Origin of the sequence: Exiguobacterium sp. FSL W8-0210, from assembly GCF_038006045.1 — a bacterium.
Lineage (GTDB): Bacteria > Bacillota > Bacilli > Exiguobacteriales > Exiguobacteriaceae > Exiguobacterium_A.
On the sequence record NZ_JBBOUK010000001.1, the window covers coordinates 1,859,320 to 1,878,051 of the forward strand.

Below are 18,732 nucleotides of genomic sequence, written 5' to 3' on the forward strand. Positions count from 1 at the left end.
AATAAAAAAAGATGTTTCCTCGCGAAGCATCTTTTTTTATTGGACTTTTTCTCATTCAATCTATCGATCATCTAAAAAAACCGGATGTCACCAATTGGCAACATCCGGTCTATGATTAGTAAAAATTTAGCGTTTACCTTTGATATACGGTACACCGACAGCTTTTGGTGCATCCGCACGACCTACGACTCCAGCAAGTGCTAAGATCGTCAATAAATACGGCGCAATCAACAGATACACTTGTGGAATTTGATCGAGTAACGGCAATTGCTGACCGATGATCGAAATCGCTTGAGCGAACCCGAAGAAGAGGGCTGCCCCCATGGCACCGAGTGGGTTCCATTTTCCGAAGATCATCGCCGCAATCGCGAGGAAGCCTTGACCGAGAATCGTCGTCACACTGAAGTTCAATGAAATCGACGTCGCGTAGACAGCACCAGCAAGACCGCCGAAACCACCAGAGATCATGACGCCGATGAAACGCATCTTCGTGACGTTGATTCCCATCGTGTCCGCTGCCATCGGGTGTTCCCCGACAGAACGTAAACGAAGACCAAATGGTGTCTTGAAGATGATGTACCATGCGACGAACGCGAGAACGATCGCGATATACGATGTATAGTAGACGTTCGCGAAGAACATCTTCAAGACTGGAATATCAGACAAGAATGGTACATTTTCTTTCGAAATCCGGTTTGGAATCGAATCTGTCTGTCCTTTACTGTAAAGTGCACGGACAAGGAAGATCGCAAGACCGACTGCGAGCAAGTTGATCGCTACTCCAAGAACCGTTTGGTCTGCTCGGAATAGGATTGCCGGAATCGCAAGGAACAGTGAGAAGACCGCTCCGACGACGATCGCGATGAGCATCGCAAGCCAAGGACTCGCAGCACCTAAGCCCATTTTCGATAAAGTCAACGCCGTGACGACACCTGTGAAGGCACCCATGACCATTAATCCTTCTAACGCGATGTTGACGACGCCAGAACGTTCACTGAAAATGCCGCCAAGTGCTGCAATGATCAACGGAGCCGAATAGGCAAGTGCGATTGGCACGATGATATAAAGTACTTCAAGAAAGCCCATTACTGACCGGCTCCTTTCGCTTTTTTAGATTCTTTCTTAACTGCGAACTTCTCGATGACGAGACGAATCGCGTATCCAGAAGCCACGAAGATGATGATGAACGCAATGATAATTTTGATCAGTTCCGGTGGAATACCAATCTGTTGCATCGACAGACCACCGATATTGAGTCCTGCAAATAGTAATGCAGCGAGCACGACGCCGATCGGATTATTCGCACCTAACAAGGCAACCGCGATCCCGTCGAATCCAACACCAGTGAAGGACGCATTCAGCGTCATGTTTTGGAACGTCCCAAGACCTTCCATCGCCCCAGCAAGACCAGCGAACACACCTGAGATGACGAACGATAAGATGATATTGCGGTTAACGCCCATCCCTGCATATTCAGCAGCATTCTTATTGAATCCAACAGCTCGAAGTTCATAACCGAGTGTTGTTTTCCAAAGAATAAACCAGAAGACGAGTGCAGCGATGATTGCGATGAAAATTCCGTTATGAAGACGTGAGAAATCCGTGATCTCTTGTAAGAACGGTGACGCAAGTGATGCTGATTCCTTGATTGTCTCCGTCCGCTCATTCGTAATGCCGATGACATGACGTAAAATATCGTTCGTGACGTATAACGCGATATAGTTCATCATGATCGACGTGATGACTTCATGTACGTGGAATTTCGCTTTTAAGATACCAGGAATCGATGCCCAAAGCGCACCTGCTAAACCTGCTCCAATCAAAGCGAGTGGTAAATGAACAACTGTCGGAAAATCAAACTTGATTCCAATCCAGACTGCAACCATCCAGCCGACGAGTACTTGACCTTCGACACCGATGTTAAAAAGTCCTGTCCGAAAAGCAAACGCGACAGCAAGACCCGCGAAGATCAATGGAGCCGCCGCACGCAATGTTTCACCGATGCTGTACGGTTCGCCAAAAATACCATAAAATAATTGATCAAACCCAGCAATCGGATCATACCCACCAATGAGCATGACGATTGCCCCGACGACCATCCCAAGCACGATGGAAAGAATCGGAATGAGGATGCCGTAAAAACGCTCTAACTTCATGAATGACCTACCTCCTCTTTCTTACCGCCGGCCATCAGGAAGCCAAGCTCAATTTCGTTCGTTTCTTTCGGATCCAAGAAGGCCACTGTTTTTCCTTCATATAACACGGCAATCCGGTCAGAGACTTGTAGAATTTCTTCGAGTTCGAATGAAATCAACAAGACAGCACGACCTTTTTCGCGCTCAAGAACCAATTGTTCATGAATGAACTCGATTGCCCCAACATCAAGCCCCCGAGTCGGCTGAGCCGCAATCAGCAAATCTGGAGAACGATCGACTTCACGCGCAATGATCGCTTTTTGCTGGTTACCACCAGACAAGGCACGAGCGAACGTCTCTGGGCTTGGAGTTCGGACGTCGAACTTCTCGATGAGCGTTTTGGCTTTTTCCATGACTTGTTTATAGTTCATGATGCCTGCTTTTGAGTACGGTTGTTTGTAGTACGTTTGTAAGACCATGTTATGTCCAATCGAATAATCAAGGACAAGTCCATGTTTATGTCGGTCTTGTGGGATGTGACCGACACCTGATTCCGTTACTTTCCGTGGCTTCAGGTTTTTAATCGATTTGTTGTTGAGGAAGATTTCGCCACTGTCTGCTTTACGAAGACCTGTAATGGCTTCAATCAATTCCGTTTGTCCGTTCCCGTCGATTCCGGCAATTCCAACGATTTCTCCGGCACGAATGTCGAGATTCAACCCATCGACTGCTTTGATGCCACGACCGTCCTTGACGACTAGATTCTTGATATCGAGGACGAGTTCTTGTGGAGTTGCCTTGGAATACTCCGCATTAAAGTTGACTTCACGACCTACCATCATTTCAGCAAGACGCGACTGTGTCATCGTCTCATCAATATCGACCGTGCCGATATATTTACCACGGCGAATCGTCGTACAGCGATCAGCTACTTCCATGATTTCTTTCAGTTTATGCGTAATGAGGATAATCGACTTTCCTTCCGCAATCAAGCGATTCATGATTTGAATCAATTCTTTGATCTCTTGCGGTGTCAAAACAGCAGATGGTTCATCAAAGATCAAGATGTCTGCCCCACGGTACAACGTCTTCAAAATTTCAACACGTTGTTGCATTCCGACTGAAATATCCTCGATTTTTGCATCAGGATCAACAGCAAGACCATACTGTTCAGAAATCTGGCGTACCTTTTCACGCGCCGATGCACGATCAATCTTAATCCCTGTACGTGGCTCTGCACCTAAAATGATGTTTTCAGTAACAGTGAAATTTTGAACGAGCATGAAGTGTTGGTGCACCATGCCGATTCCAAGATCATTCGCGACGTTCGGACTCGTAATATTGACTTTTTCACCACGTACACGAATTTCTCCAGCCTCAGGCTGATACAAACCAAATAAGACGTTCATCAGCGTCGATTTTCCGGCACCGTTTTCACCAAGTAAAGCGTGAATCTCACCTTTCCGAAGCTGGAGCGTGATATTATCATTTGCGACGAAATTGCCAAACTCTTTTCTGATGTTCAGCATCTCAATGACGTATTCCAAGAAAATCCACTCCCATGTTTAGTTTAAAAGGGGAGTCGCAATGCTAGCGACCCCCGCTTTCATTATTATTTAAGTGACGCTTCGTACTCTTTATACTCGTCGTCAGTCGATGGAACTTTAATGTCACCATCGATGATTTGTTTTTTGTACTCTTCGACTTTGTCGAGTGCTTCTTTTGAGACGTTGTCTTTTGAAGGTGCGATATCGACACCGCCGTCTTTTAGACCGAACTCAACGACTTTACCTGCTGGGAATTTGCCGTCCTTCGTGTCTTTCGCGACTTGCTCTACTGCTGTATCCACACGTTTGACCATTGATGTCAATGTGACGTTCTCTGGCATACCTTCTTCGACTTGGTCACGGTCTACACCGATAACCCAAACATCTTCACCGTTCTTTTTACGGTTTTTCGCTTCTGTGAATACCCCTTGTCCAGTACCACCAGCTGCGTGATAGATGACGTCGACTTTTTTACCGTACATACCTGAAGCGATTGCTTGTCCTTTTTCTGCAGCGTTGAAATCTTCTGCGTATTGAATTTCGATTTCCGCTTTCGGGTTAGCCGCTTTAACACCTGCTTTAAATCCGCTTTCGAACTTTTTGATCAAGTCCGAGTTGACACCACCGACAAATCCAACTTTATCCGTTTTCGTCGTTAGACCTGCAACGACACCAACGAGGAACGAACCTTCGTTTTCTTTGAAGACGATTGACGCGACGTTTGGTTTATCAACGACTTGGTCAACGAGTGCGAAGTTGTTCTTTTTGAACTGATCCGCTACTTTACCGATATCTTCAGCCATCAAGAAACCAATCCCGAGAATTAAGTCGTATTTTGCACGTGCTAATTGCTGAAGGTTCGGTTGATAGTCTGATTGTTTTGCAGATTGGAGATATTTATAGCCAGTACCTTCTTTTAAGTCATTGTCTTTCCCGAACTTTTGGATACCTTCCCAAGCAGATTGGTTGAATGATTTATCATCCACGCCACCTGTATCTGTAACCATACCTACTTTAAAGCCTTCTGATTTGCTGCCGTTACCTGAATCTTTCGAATCGTCGTTGCCACCACATGCTGCAAGGACGGAACTCATTGCTAAACCTGTTGCTGCTAATGCGAGAAGTGACTTCTTTTTCATCTGGAAAAATCCCCTTTCGAATATGGTCATACAAAGTTCAAGACTACGTCTAGCACCTGAGGCTGGCGATGAGGAGCGTTACGTAGGTTTTGACGGGAAGCGCTTTCAGTATTTATCCTAAAACCATGGCTCACACACGTTTACGGATGACGTGGAAATCGAACTTATCTGCTCGGAAATAGTTCGCTGAAAAAAGAACGGAACGGTCGAGCTCATCATAATGCGTTTGACGCAACGCGAGCAAAGGTTGGTCCGTATGTAATTGTTCAGCGATTTTCGGATCAATACGTGGCTCGATGTGCGTCACGGCATGCGTGACACGTCGTCCAAGTTCTTTTTCTAAAGCATCAAATAATGATGTCGAAGAGGTGAACTGCTCTTCATTTTTAATATAATGGCTTGGAATCTTATCGATACAATAGACGACAGGAACATCCCCTGCGAGTCGGATTCGTTCGATTCGATAAACCAATTCATCCGGACCAAGTTGAAAACGCTCTCGGTCGCGCTCAGTCGGTTGGACCATCTCGGATGATAACACTTCTGATGTCGGAACCATACCTGCGCGCGCAATCATTTCTGTTACGCTGTACAATTCTTCGATTCCAGAAGTAAACGGTGGTCTTGCATTGATAAACGTACCGACACCGTGTTTACGGATGACGATGTTCTCATCTTCAAGAATTCGTAATGCCTCTCGAAGAGTAGCTCGACTGACGCCAAGTTGCTTTGAAAGTTCAAACTCTGAAGGGAGCTTCTCGCCTTCCTTGTAAACGCCGTCATCGATGTCAGACTTGATCTTTTCAATCACACGTAAATAAAGCAAACGATGATCTAATTTAATCGACATGACGCATCTCCATCCTCTATCTAGTTATAACCAGTGCTCAGACTTCTGACGTATGAGAACTCCAGCCAAGATAAGTATATGACGCCCAACACAATCCTGCAATCATTTTGTAACAGGTTAGAAGTCTGACTTCTGGCGCTTTTGTAACCCTTTTCATAACGCAATCAATAATGGAAGAAAATAGGGTATTCTACCTAAGAATGCCCCTTCTTTTTTCAACGTTTATTGCTCAGGTACTTCGATTTTTCCAGAAACGACATCTGATTTTGCTTTCTCAAGCGCAGTCAACGTCTTCTTCGAAATCTTTTCAGATGGTACGATATCAACTCCATCTTCTTTCAGACCATAACGAATCGTTTTGCCGCCCTCGAGTTTACCATCCTTCGCTGCGTTTGCTGTATCTTCGACTGCACGGTCGACACGTTTGATGACAGAAGTCATCGTAACATCTTCCGGCATACCCTCTTCTTTTTGGTCTCGGTCGACACCAATGACTGAGACATTTTCACCGTTTTTCTTACGGTTCTTCGCCTCTGTGAAGACACCATTTCCTGTACCACCTGCTGCTGGGAAGATGATATCTGCGCCTTTACCATACATTCCAGCTGCGATCGCTTGACCTTTTTCTGGAGCTGCGAAGTCTTCCGCATATTGGACATCGATTTTAATCTTCGGATTGACGGACTTAGCACCTGCTTCAAAACCGGCACGGAAACGCTCGATGACGTCCATCTTCATCCCACCAACGAAACCGATATGATCTTTTTTCGTCTCCATTGCAGCAACGATCCCTGCAAGATATGCTCCTTCATTTTCCTTGAATGTGATCGACGTGACGTTCTTTCCTTCAACGACGTTATCGATGATTGCGAATTGTGTGTCTTTGAATTGATCAGCAACTGTTTTGATATCCTCATTGAACGTGTTCCCGATTCCGAAAACTAAATCTTCTCCCCCACGAGCAAGACGCGATAGATTCGGTTGATAATCTTGTTGCGATTTAGATTGTAGATAAGAGAACCCTTCATTCTTTTGAAGTTTGTTGTCTTTACCGTACGCTTGCAGACCTTCCCAAGCGGATTGGTTGAACGATTTATCATCGATACCACCCTTATCGGCTACCATCGCAACAGAGAATTGATCTTTTTGATCGGCTTTCTCACCTGAACCACCACAAGCAGCAAGACCAACCGTCGCTACTGACATCATCGATACGATTACCTGTTTCTTCTCCATTTCATCCATCTCCTCTGCAATTATGAGAGCGCTTTCATTATCTATTTGTGAAAAAACCGCTCCCAGCCCTCGTGTTGAAGGTCGGTCACTCATATGACTAAGTATGCCAAAAACACTACTGAAAATCAACAGACGTCTGACAACTATTTTCATGAAAGCGATTTTATTTTTGATACATTTATGAATTTTTCCAGTCATTTCTATTTATACAAAATCATCATGTCTTTTTTTCATATGTCTTTTCTTGTCTTTTCTTTTTTTGAGATACCGGGTTTTCTCTATACATTTTTCTAGAAAAGAAAAGGAAGCCCCGGAATATTCCACGACTTCCTTTCTACTCGATTAACGTCCCATGACGCGACGTGGTTTAGATCCTTCAGATGGACCAATTAGACCGTTTTCTTCTAACGCATCAATAAGACGGGCAGCTCGGTTGTAACCGATGCGGTACTTTCGTTGAATCATCGACGTTGATGCCGTCTCTTGTGTCAGAATGAACTGGACGACCTCATCGTAAAGTGGATCGTCGACCTCTGTTTCGCCCTCTGGTACATCTTTTGGAATCATCGCTTCAACATACTGTGCCTTTTGCTGACTGATGACATGATTGACGACCTTCTCGACTTCTTCGTCCGATAAAAAGGCTCCTTGTACGCGGACCGGTTTGTTCATGCCGTTACCAAGTAACAACATATCTCCTCGTCCGAGCAATTTATCAGCGCCTCCTGTATCAAGAATCGTCCGTGAGTCGGTCGCACTTGATACACTGAATGCGATCCGCGACGGGATATTCGCCTTGATGACACCGGTGATGATGTCAACACTCGGACGCTGCGTCGCAATGACCATATGAATTCCTGCTGCTCGCGCCATTTGTGCAAGTCGCATGATCGCATCTTCGACTTCGTTTGACGCGACCATCATCAAGTCAGCTAACTCATCGACGATGACAACGATGTAAGGTAATCGTTGATGCACTTTCTCCTCTGCGTTCATCTTATCAATCAGTGCATTGTAGCCTTCGATGTTGCGCGCTCCGTTTTGACTGAAGATCTCATAACGGCGTTCCATTTCCGAGACGACCTGTTTTAATGCCTGTGCCGCTTTTTTAGGATCGGTGACGACGGGCGCTAAGAGGTGCGGAATGCCGTTGTAGACATTCAATTCGACCATTTTCGGGTCAATCATCATCAAGCGGACTTCATCCGGTCGTGCCCGCATCAATATCGAGACAATCATCCCATTGATACAGACCGATTTACCGGAACCCGTCGAACCGGCAACTAAGACGTGTGGCATCTTATTCAACTTCGCTGTCACCGTCTCACCAGAAATGCTTCGTCCGAGTGCAACGAGCAAACGATCGCTGTCGGATTGGACGCTCTCCGCTCCTAGTACTTCTCGAAGTGATACCATGGCGACTTCACGGTTCGGCACCTCGATTCCAACAGCCGCTTTACCCGGAATCGGTGCTTCGATCCGGATATCTTTTGCGGCTAACGCTAGCGCTAAGTCATCGGCGAGTCCCGTGATTCGACTAAGCTTGATTCCTTGTTTTGGTTCAATCTCGTACTTCGTAACACTTGGTCCGAGATGAATCTTTAAGACTTTTGCTCCGATCCCGAATGACTTTAAGGTCGCAATCAATTTCGTCGCATTGTCCTTCAGTCGTTTGTTCTCACCGGACAAGTCTTTTGATGTTGGTTCTGCTAACAAATCAAGCGACGGCAATTGATAACCGTCGGGTGTCTCTGTCATCGTCAACGGTCCTTGTGTCTCCGCTGCTTGCGGTTCAACATGATCCGTGAAACCGATGATCGGAACATCTTGAATGTTAACGGAAGGATCTTCTGCTTCCTGTTCCGTTTCGATCGGTTCCTCGACAGTTGCTGGTCGCAACGTCTTCGTTTTTTTCTCACGAACTGGTTTCGCTTTCAACTCTTTTTCGACACGAGGACGTGGTGTTCGTTCACGATTGCGAAACTCTTCTGCACGTTCCCGGAGCCCAAGCCACAGCTCACCATAAAACGATGGGCGTAGGATATGAACGGCCGTTCCGATGAAGAACAGACCAATCAAGAAGGCACCCGCGCTCGAAATATAATAAGCTGCGTTTTGATAGAGCCATCCATTGAGAATGCCACGCGGTGCTCCGAGCAATAGATCAATCCAGACGACTGAACCCATCAGTAACATCGACCATGCCCATTTCTGAGCACGCGACGCATTCGAGAGGAGTAAAAGTAGCACAGCACCGATTCCACCATATAATAAGGAACCGAACTGACCAATTAACCGCTCTCCTCCATCGGCTAGCGTCAGTCCGACTTTCCCGAACTCCCCGAAAGCGAGAACGAAAGCTAGTAATGAGACGATTGCGATGATGGTCGCATATGTACGATACGCAATCGGCTGACGTTGTTTCTTCGCTGCCGGTCGTTTCCGTGGCGGCGTTTTTTTTCGTACAGGTTTTCGTTTCGTCGTCGCCATACGTCATCCCTCCTGATAAAAAAACGGCTCAGTGGACCAGGTATTGGTCAATCTGAGCCGCTCGTTTGTTAAATCTCCATGATGATCGGAAGAATCATCGGGCGGCGTTTCGTCTGTTCATAGAGATAAGCACTCAGTTTATCTCGAATCAACGACTTCATCTCCGTCCAATCCAATTCTCCGTTTAATTTACCTTGTAGTTGTTTCGCAACGATTCGGTTCGCTTCGTTGATCATATCCTCTGATTCACGCATGTAGACGAATCCGCGAGAGATGATTTCCGGTCCCGAGACGATCGTTTTGTTTTTCCGGCTGATCGTAATGACACAAAGGACGACACCGTCTTGCGATAACAAGCGACGATCACGAAGAACGATGTTTCCGACATCACCCACACCGATTCCGTCGATCAAGACGTTTCCGGCGTTCACTTTGCGCGACATCCGTGCTTTGCGCTTCTCGAATTCAACGACATCCCCATTCTCGATAATGAAGATGTTGTTCGCATTGACGCCAACCGTCTGTGCGAGACGACTGTGTGCCTTTTGCATCCGGAATTCTCCGTGAATCGGTAGGAAGAATTTCGGTTTGATCAAGTTTAGCATCAGCTTCAGATCTTCCGCATGACCGTGACCGGACACGTGTACTTTCCGTTGGTTGTAAATGACATTCGCACCGGCACGGAATAAGAGATCGATCGTTTTCGAAACCGACTTTTCGTTACCTGGAATCGGCGAAGCCGCAACGACGACCGTATCGTTCAAGCGAATATTGACTTGCTTATGTGCATTACGCGCCATTCGTGTCAAGGCTGCCATCGGCTCACCTTGCGATCCTGTCGTCAAGATGACGACTTGGTTATCGTCGAGGCGGTTGATGTCAGATAGATCAATCAATGTTTTCTGTTTGAAGCGTAAATAATTCAGACGCTGTGCCACTTCGACGTTATTGACCATGCTACGACCGACGACCGCTACTTTTCGATTGTTCGCTTCTGCTGCCGCAAACACTTGTTGTAGACGATGAATGTTCGAAGCGAATGAAGCGACGATGACACGACCTGGTGCCTCATAGATGACGTCGTTCAGTTCAGAACCGACGATCGATTCTGATCCAGACATCCCTGGTCGCTCTGCATTCGTTGAGTCAGACAGTAAGCAAAGCACTCCCCGTTGACCAATTGCTGCAATCTTCCCGAAATCCGCCTGTTTTCCATCAACTGGTGTGTAATCGAACTTGAAATCCCCTGTATGGACGATCGCACCTTGAGATGTTTGAATACATACCCCGACTGCATCCGGAATCGAGTGGTTGACCCGGAAGAACGTAATAAAATGACCTGCAACGGTTAATTTCGTCTTGGCATCAATTGGACGAAGATCTGCCTTTTTCAATAAACCGGCTTCTTTTAATTTGTGTTCAATCAAACCGAGCGTCAAACGTGTTCCGTAAACCGGTACTTTTAAGTCACGCAAGACGTAACTGAGTGCCCCGATATGATCCTCGTGACCATGGGTAATGAAAATCCCCTGAATCCGCTCTTTGTTTTCTTTTAAATAACTGATGTCTGGAATGACTTTATCGATTCCAAGCATCTCATCTCCTGGGAACATCAACCCGGCATCGATGACGAAGATGTCCTCGTCGAGTTCGACGACGTACATGTTCTTCCCGATCTCACCGGCGCCACCAAGAGCAAAGACGCTTACTTTTTCCGTCTTCTTCTTTGACACAACATGACCTCCTATAATTCATATTCACTTTTCGTGAGCCGTCCACTTATCACTATCACTATTCTAGCCGAATTTTCACAATCTGCCAACAATCGGACTAGGAAATCTAAAAAAAACGTCATTCCTGCCTCATTACTCCAGGAATGACGTTGATCACGTATTCAACAAATCTTCGACTTCTTCCGTTCGTTTCGCTTTTTCCGAACGGCTTGGACGTTCACCAGCCTTCAGTTCGTCGAGCGAATACCCGAACGTCATCTCAAAATGAGGATAGTCGACGAATCGTTTCCAATCGCCTCCCCATTCGAAACCGAGCGCTTTTCCGATATCCGCGACTTCGCGCCAATCACTTTTCCCAGACCGATTCCCGTCATACTCAAGGTCATACGAAATCTGGCCATTCACGAGCTGAACGAAATCGACAGCGAGTCCATAATTATGCATCGATTCACCGCCACGTGCATTCGTGACGACTTCACCTGCCTTAGAACGTCCTTGTTCATAAAGCGCATTCTGTTGCTGAATCGAGCGGTATCCTTGCGTAATCTTGATATCGATATTGTAGCACGAATGCGCAACACGGATCAGATCCTTTGCCCCTGCCTCGACAGCAGGGTGGAGACGCTTCAGGTTCGTCTCGCTTGCATTGATTAAGCGATCTTCCCCCGCTACATCTCGTGGACAACTATCAATCCCGAGCTCCGGTTGATCCATTAAAATCGTCGGCATCCGATTCATGGATGCCGCAAGAAACAATCCAATCGCAAACATCGTCAATAAAAATACGATCCAACCGAAGATTGTTCCCCGTTTCATCAGCGGCGAAGCTTCTTCCGAAGTTTTTGTAGAATCGGTAACCCAGTCTCAAGCAACAGATAGAGCGGACGATTGAGTACATAATCGAACTCACCGATTTTTTCAATCATCCGGCTGCCCCAACCAGATTTAAAGGCGTAGAGTCCCGCGTAATGATCATCCGGGTCTGTCGAACCACTGACTCCACCGAAGTCATAGGAGAGCGCACCATGTTCTTTCGCATATTGCATCATCGTCCATTGCATCAAGTGGTTCGGCATGAACTCCCGGTACTCGTTCGATGAAGCGCCGTATAAGTAATACGAGCGACGACCAGCAAGCGTCAAAAGACCACCAGATAGGATGACACCGTTTGGATGTTTAGCAGCAATCGTCATCAGTTCTGTCTTCGACTTCTCTGCTTTTTCGATTTGTGCTGTCGTCTGCTCCAAGCGATTGTTTAAGCTTTTTAGCTTCTTCTCGGCCGTCTCTTTCTCGAGCTGACGATGAATTTTCGAGAGTTCCTTGTCAGCTTGAAGTAATAAGGCTTCTGTATTCTCAAGCGCACGAACGACATCGAGTTTCGTCAAAAACAAGACTGCATCACCTTTTGGGTGAAGATGATCGTACAGATTTTCGAAATAATCCAGACCGCGGATTGAAAAACCATCCCGTTCGCCCGTCTCGACCATCAGCTTCGCGAATGTCTTTAGCCCTTCACGATCTGCTTGTTCGCATACGATCCCTTTGCGTTCAGCAAGGCGGACGTTGTAGCGGAACTTCGAATGGAAACCGTCGAAGATCTCTTTTTCTGTCCCTACAAGACTCGTCTCCATCGTAAAGCGTGGCTGCGCGTAGTCAAAACCGCCACCGAAGCCATTATGTTTGAAGCCAAGTCCTTGCATCTCCTGCAACAGACCAGGATATTCTTCCCGCTCGACGTTTGGATCAAATTTAATCGCAATTGCCTTCTGTTGTTTTGCGACACGAATCGCTTCGTCACGAAGGGCGCGAAGTGCGTCCGTATCTGTATAATCGACGACGAAACCGCGCGGTGCATAACAAAGCGTGAACGGTAGCTTCGGTACTTTCTTGAACAAAAGAAGACCAACTCCGGCAATCTCACCGGAAGCCGTTCCGACCGCGATCCGTTCATGTGTCCATCCTGTCGCGCTTTTGACTTCTCCCCATGCTGGAAGCTGGAGTAAGTCACCTTTGGGATGTGTTTTTACGAATGTTTCAAATTGATCTATGGTTACAACGATTGGTTGATAAGTCACTTCTGTTCCTCCATTTGCCGTATCATCTCTTTGACGATGACTTCCTCATCGAGAGGGATTTTCTCATCCCCAATGATTTGATATTTTTCATGGCCCTTACCGGCTAAGATGACGATATTGTCTGGTCGTGCGAGTCGCGCTGCGTAACGCACGGCCTCTTCCCGATCACCGATTTCAACGAACTGATCGTGGGTCATCCCTTTGGCGATGCCGGATGTAATCGACTCATATGCTTCATATCGTGGATCATCCGTTGTGATGACGACGGTTCCTGCGTAAGTCGAAGCGAGTTCGCCCATCTTCGGTCGTTTCGTCACGTCGCGGTTTCCACCTGTCCCGATCAGGAAGACGATCTTTTCCTTCGGTACGTCAACGAGTGCTTTCAGACATTGTTCGATGCCGTCAGGCGTATGCGCATAGTCGACATAGACGTTATATCCTTCAATCGGCAAGCGTTGCATCCGACCTTTTGCCGGACGGATTGCTGAAATCGCGCCTGCGATCGTCGCTAGATCGTATCCGCAAGACAAGAGGATCCCTGTCGCAAGCAACAGATTATAGACGTTAAAGCGACCGATGAAGTTCGCCGTGACATCGACTTGTTCTTCCTTGTACAGCATCGTGAACGTCGTTTGTTGAAGCGACTGTTCAATCGCTGTTGCTCGGAGGTCAGCTGCGTTGTCGATGCCGTATGTCATGACACGAGCACCTGTCATCATCTCATACAGCTCACTCGTCGGATCATCCGCATTCAAGACCGCGACTTTCTCTGTCGACAGCCGTTGACCGAGTTGTGCAAATAACAATCCTTTGGCACGCGCATAGTTTTCAAATGTTTTGTGAAAATCAAGGTGATCATGCGTCAGATTCGTGAATCCCGCAACATCGTAATCGACACCCGTTACCCGACCAAGCTCTAATCCATGTGAAGAGACTTCCATGATGACATCTTGGACATCTTCTTCGTGCATCTGATACAGAAAGGCTTGTAACTCGGAGCTTTGTGGTGTCGTATTGCGACTTGGCACGACGCGGTCACCAATCTTGACTTCAACCGTACCGATGATGCCCGTCTTCCGACCAAGGTGCGCTAATATATCACGGACGATCGTCGTCGTCGTCGTTTTCCCATTCGTTCCCGTAATACCAATCATCCGCATCTTTTCAGAAGGATAATCATAGAATTTGCCAGCCAACTCGGCAATGGCACGTGATGTACTACGAACAAGAATGACAGGAATCGACACGTCGACCGGTTGTTCCGCAACGATCGCGACCGCTCCTTGTGCTTCCGCCTGTTTAGCATAGTCGTGTCCATCAACAGTATATCCTTTGATGGCGACGAACAATGTTCCCGGTTTAACATCCCGTGAATCGGTCGTAATGGACGTAACGTCCACTTCTACCATTCGTTCGATTTTTTGCGTCTGTATGACTTGAATCAATTCAGCTAAATTCAACGGTATTCCTTCTTTCTCGACATCGTCATTTCATATGTTTCATCTATTCCGTTCTGCTATCATGCTTCCTCTTCTTCGTCTGCCGGAAGAATATAGGCCTTTGCCGGTTCCTCCGAAAAGATGTGCTCAATCAGCCCTTCGATATCCGATGGACGAATCCGTTCGACATCCGCTAACACTTCTTCAAGTGATGGATGGCGATGTAGATGCAACTCATTTCGGGCGTTTCGATTCATGTGACTCGATGTGCCTTCGTTGCCTAGAATCAGAGAACCTTTCAGCTGTTCAATCCCATCTTCGAGTTCCTTCGTCGATAATCCATCCCGCTTCAAGCGATCGATTTCAGCAGCGAGGACCTGTTCGACCTCTTCGACCGATTCCGGAGACGTGCCGACATAGATCGTGAACGTTCCATGATCGTCAAACGTCGTGTAATAGGAAAAGACTGAATAGGCAAGACCGCGTTCCTCTCGGATGGATTGGAACAAGCGACTCGACATCGTCGCACCGAATGCATTATTGAGTAAGGCGAGGGCAGGCAAACGTGGGTCAGCAGAAGGAATCGCACGGAAATTATAACAAATATGAGCCTGTTCCGTATCCTTTTCCTTGCGAATCACACCATTTTGTAACCTTGGCTCTATCGTCTCGCGTGTCTTCGATCGTGATTCGAGGATCGACATCCGCTCTTGAATCTGCGCAATCAACGCGTCTGAGACGTTTCCGGCAACAGAAATGACGATTTGATCCGGAGCATACGCTTCTTCGAGATACCGCACGATCATCGCACGATCAATCCGAAGCACACTCTCTTCCGTTCCAAGAATCGGACGAGCCATGACATCCTCTCCGTAAGCCGCAACAGCTAATAACTCATGGACGAGATCATCTGGTGTGTCATCGTACATTTTAATCTCTTCAATGACGACCTTTTTCTCTTTTTCCAGTTCATCCGCGTCAAACGTCGATTCGAGGAACATATCCGCCAACACGTGAAAGGCTTCTCCTGCATGTTCATCTAATGTCTTGACGTAATAACACGTTTGATCCTTACTCGTGAACGCATTAATATTTCCACCAAGTCGGTCAAAGTAAACCGCAATCTCTTTTGCCGTATGGCGTTTTGTCCCTTTAAACATCATATGCTCGATGAGATGACTGATACCATGCTCCTCGATCTGTTCCGTCCGACTTCCTGCTTGAATGAAGATTCCGGTCGCGACGCTGCGTGCTTCCGGCATCCGTTCAACGATCAGTCGAACTCCATTTTCTAGTTGTATCCGTTCGATCATAGTAATTCCTCCAAATATAGGAAACAAGGTGGCTCTCGTTGCATTCTCTGCACCGTCGAGCCACCTTGGATTCATTAGTTACGACGTGGTGGACGTTGTCCGTCACGTGGTGGGCGTGAACCCTGATCCCGGCGTGGCGGGCGGTTCTCACGCTCTGTCTTTTTCTTTTCTTCATACGCTGCACGATCTTCTTCGCTTAAGCCTTCGACGAGCAGGACTTTGTGCGAAGCATTGACGCGTCCCTTGTCATCGATTTCCGTGACACGGACTTTTAGCTTATCACCAAGTTTGACGACATCTTCTGTTTGACCGACACGGTTAAGTGCAAGTTCCGAAATGTGGACGAGTGCGTCTTTTCCTTTGAATAACTCGACGAATGCACCGAATTTCTCAACGCGACGGACTGTTCCATCGAACTCTTCACCGACAACGACTTCACGGACGATATCTTCGACCAATTGACGGGCACGATCGATGCCAGCTTGATCCGTCGAAGCGATAAAGACGGTTCCGTCTTGATCAATGTCGATCTTGACGCCTGTCTCATCGATGATACCGTTGATGACTTTACCACCAGGTCCGATGACATCACGGATTTTATCTGGATTAATTTTGAGTGTGACGATTTTTGGCGCGTATTGTGACAATTCGACACGTGGTTCAGCGATGACAGTTTGCATATGCTCAAGAATGTGCAGACGACCAAGACGTGCTTGTTCGAGTGCTTCTTCGAGGATTTGACGCGTGATTCCGCCAATTTTCATATCCATTTGCAGAGCTGTGACACCTTCGTGAGTTCCAGCGACTTTAAAGTCCATATCTCCGAGATGATCTTCCATCCCTTGGATATCTGTCAAGATCGAGTAATTGTCGCCTTCCATGATCAAGCCCATCGCGATACCAGCGACAGGTGCTTTTAATGGAACACCCGCATCCATCATGGCAAGGATAGAACCACAGATTGAAGCCTGTGATGAAGAACCGTTCGACTCAAGAACTTCTGACACTAGACGAATCGTGTATGGGAAATCAACTTCATTCGGAAGAACTGGTAAGAGTGCGCGTTCTCCGAGTGCCCCGTGACCAATTTCACGACGACCTGGTGCACGCATCGGACGTGCTTCCCCGACTGAGAATGGCGGGAAGTTATAGTGGTGCATGAAACGTTTCTCTTCCTTCAGACCAAGTCCATCGATGATTTGAGCGTCACCCGCAACACCGAGTGTCGCAACAGACAAGACTTGTGTCTGACCGCGTGTGAACAGACCTGAACCATGTGCACGTGGTAAGAGACCGACTTCTGAATCGAGTGGACGGATCTCAGCAAGACCACGACCATCCGGACGGACTTTATCTTCTGTGATCAGACGGCGGACTTCGTCTTTGACGAACTTGTTGAGAACGCCTGATACTTCTGCTAGTTGTTCTGCTGTGACTGACTCGTCAGCTGCATACAACTCAATGTATTTTGCGATGACTTCGTTGATGGCAACGTCACGTGCTTGTTTTTCTTCGACTTGAACTGCTTGTGTGACTTCTGCCAATGCTTCTGCTTTCAGGCGATTGACGATTGTCTCATCGAAGCTTGATACCGTATATTCGAACTTCTCTTTACCGACTTGTGCGACGATCTCCTCTTGGAAAGCGATCATTTCCTTGATGACATCGTGTCCAAGCAAGATCGCTTCAAGCATTGCTTGTTCCGATACTTCCTTCGCACCTGCTTCGACCATGTTGACGGCATGTTTTGTTCCGGCAACTTGGAGGTCGATATCGCTAACTTCCATTTGCGCTGAAGTCGGGTTCACGACGAACTCTCCGTCGACGCGACCGATCGTCACGCCTGCGATTGGACCATCGAATGGAATATCCGAGATCGAAAGGGCAATCGAAGCCCCGATCATCGCAGCGACTTCTGGTGAATTGTCAGCATCTGACGAAAGGACTGTCGTCGCCACTTGTACGTCGTGACGGAAACCGTCCGGGAATAATGGACGGATTGGACGGTCGATCAGACGCGAAGTCAAGATCGCACTCTCTCCAGGGCGTCCTTCACGTTTCAGGAATCCACCTGGGATTTTCCCTGCCGCATATAATTTTTCTTCATAGTTCACTGTTAATGGGAAGAAATCTAAGTCCTTCGGTTGTTTTGATGCAACGACCGTAGCAAGAACGGCTGTATCGCCGTAGCGAATCAATGCTGCTCCGTTCGCTTGTTTTGCTAATTGACCGATTTCAATCGTTAATGGACGTCCACCGAGTTCGGTCGAAAACGTCTGTTTTGTTTGTGACATGCACAAATCTCCTCTCACTGCTATCCGTTTTTTCATTCAAATCTAATTATGTAGGTTCTTGCGCAAAAAGTCCATGAATCGGCAAAAAAAAGAAACAGGAGACGATGCTCCTGCTTCCCTACCTCGTTCTCGTCGGGATTAGCGACGGAGACCAAGACGCTCGATCAACGAACGGTAACGTGCAACATCCTTGTTACGAAGGTATGTGAGCAAGTTACGGCGACGACCGACCATTTTCAAGAGACCACGACGTGAGTGGTGATCCTTTTTGTGTGTACGTAAGTGATCGTTCAAAGTTGTGATCTGTTCAGTTAAAACAGCAACTTGTACTTCCGGCGAACCAGTATCGCCTTGTTTCGTAGCATATGCTTCGATGATTTCGTTTTTACGTTCTTTTGTGAGTGCCATTGTCACTCCACCTCCATCTTATGAATGACCGTATTCCCGAGCATCGGATGGTGAGACCAGATGCCAAGCGAAT

General features: G+C 47.1%; 14 protein-coding genes. All 14 read right to left on the reverse strand.

The annotated features are described in order from the left end of the window. Positions 1-126: 126 nt before the first annotated feature. Positions 127-1,086 carry an ABC transporter permease gene (locus MKY22_RS09880; protein WP_023468662.1) on the reverse strand — a complete coding sequence of 320 codons (960 nt, stop codon included), beginning with the start codon at positions 1,084-1,086 and terminating at the stop codon, positions 127-129. Beyond that, positions 1,086-2,156, reverse strand: coding sequence for an ABC transporter permease (locus tag MKY22_RS09885; RefSeq protein ID WP_290774961.1), 1,071 nt, complete (start codon positions 2,154-2,156; stop codon positions 1,086-1,088). The genes MKY22_RS09880 and MKY22_RS09885 overlap by 1 nt, the downstream gene beginning before the upstream one ends. Then, complete coding sequence (locus MKY22_RS09890) at positions 2,153-3,682, reverse strand: ABC transporter ATP-binding protein (RefSeq protein WP_035407107.1); 1,530 nt, start codon at positions 3,680-3,682, stop codon at positions 2,153-2,155. Before MKY22_RS09890 ends, MKY22_RS09885 begins: the two co-directional genes overlap by 4 nt. 65 nt (positions 3,683-3,747) lie before the next feature. After that, positions 3,748-4,821 (reverse strand): BMP family lipoprotein, encoded by a 1,074-nt coding sequence (locus tag MKY22_RS09895; RefSeq protein ID WP_214854462.1) that lies wholly within the window; start codon positions 4,819-4,821, stop codon positions 3,748-3,750. Positions 4,822-4,951: 130 nt separating this feature from the next. Continuing rightward, positions 4,952-5,671, reverse strand: a complete 720-nt coding sequence (locus MKY22_RS09900) for a GntR family transcriptional regulator (RefSeq protein ID WP_023468666.1) — start codon at positions 5,669-5,671, stop codon at positions 4,952-4,954. A gap of 222 nt (positions 5,672-5,893) precedes the next feature. Beyond that, complete coding sequence (locus MKY22_RS09905; protein ID WP_290777323.1) at positions 5,894-6,907, reverse strand: BMP family lipoprotein; 1,014 nt, start codon at positions 6,905-6,907, stop codon at positions 5,894-5,896. Positions 6,908-7,249: 342 nt separating this feature from the next. Further along, complete coding sequence (locus tag MKY22_RS09910; protein WP_341088617.1) at positions 7,250-9,397, reverse strand: DNA translocase FtsK; 2,148 nt, start codon at positions 9,395-9,397, stop codon at positions 7,250-7,252. Between the two features lie 68 nt (positions 9,398-9,465). Beyond that, complete coding sequence (locus MKY22_RS09915; protein ID WP_023468670.1) at positions 9,466-11,130, reverse strand: ribonuclease J; 1,665 nt, start codon at positions 11,128-11,130, stop codon at positions 9,466-9,468. Between the two features lie 153 nt (positions 11,131-11,283). After that, a complete protein-coding gene (locus tag MKY22_RS09920) occupies positions 11,284-11,946 on the reverse strand; it encodes a M15 family metallopeptidase (protein WP_251133294.1) in 663 nt (220 codons plus the stop codon). Continuing rightward, positions 11,946-13,205, reverse strand: a complete 1,260-nt coding sequence (locus tag MKY22_RS09925; RefSeq protein WP_029342035.1) for a lipid II:glycine glycyltransferase FemX — start codon at positions 13,203-13,205, stop codon at positions 11,946-11,948. Before MKY22_RS09925 ends, MKY22_RS09920 begins: the two co-directional genes overlap by 1 nt. Continuing rightward, positions 13,202-14,665, reverse strand: coding sequence for a UDP-N-acetylmuramoyl-L-alanyl-D-glutamate--2,6-diaminopimelate ligase (locus MKY22_RS09930; RefSeq protein WP_064299664.1), 1,464 nt, complete (start codon positions 14,663-14,665; stop codon positions 13,202-13,204). Before MKY22_RS09930 ends, MKY22_RS09925 begins: the two co-directional genes overlap by 4 nt. A gap of 59 nt (positions 14,666-14,724) precedes the next feature. Next, positions 14,725-15,957 (reverse strand): M16 family metallopeptidase, encoded by a 1,233-nt coding sequence (locus MKY22_RS09935; RefSeq protein ID WP_290777326.1) that lies wholly within the window; start codon positions 15,955-15,957, stop codon positions 14,725-14,727. A gap of 74 nt (positions 15,958-16,031) precedes the next feature. After that, complete coding sequence (pnp, locus tag MKY22_RS09940; RefSeq protein ID WP_064299662.1) at positions 16,032-18,251, reverse strand: polyribonucleotide nucleotidyltransferase; 2,220 nt, start codon at positions 18,249-18,251, stop codon at positions 16,032-16,034. Positions 18,252-18,389: 138 nt separating this feature from the next. Continuing rightward, positions 18,390-18,659: a 30S ribosomal protein S15 gene (gene rpsO / locus MKY22_RS09945; protein ID WP_023468676.1), complete on the reverse strand. Its 270-nt coding sequence runs from the start codon at positions 18,657-18,659 to the stop codon at positions 18,390-18,392. Positions 18,660-18,732: the final 73 nt, after the last annotated feature.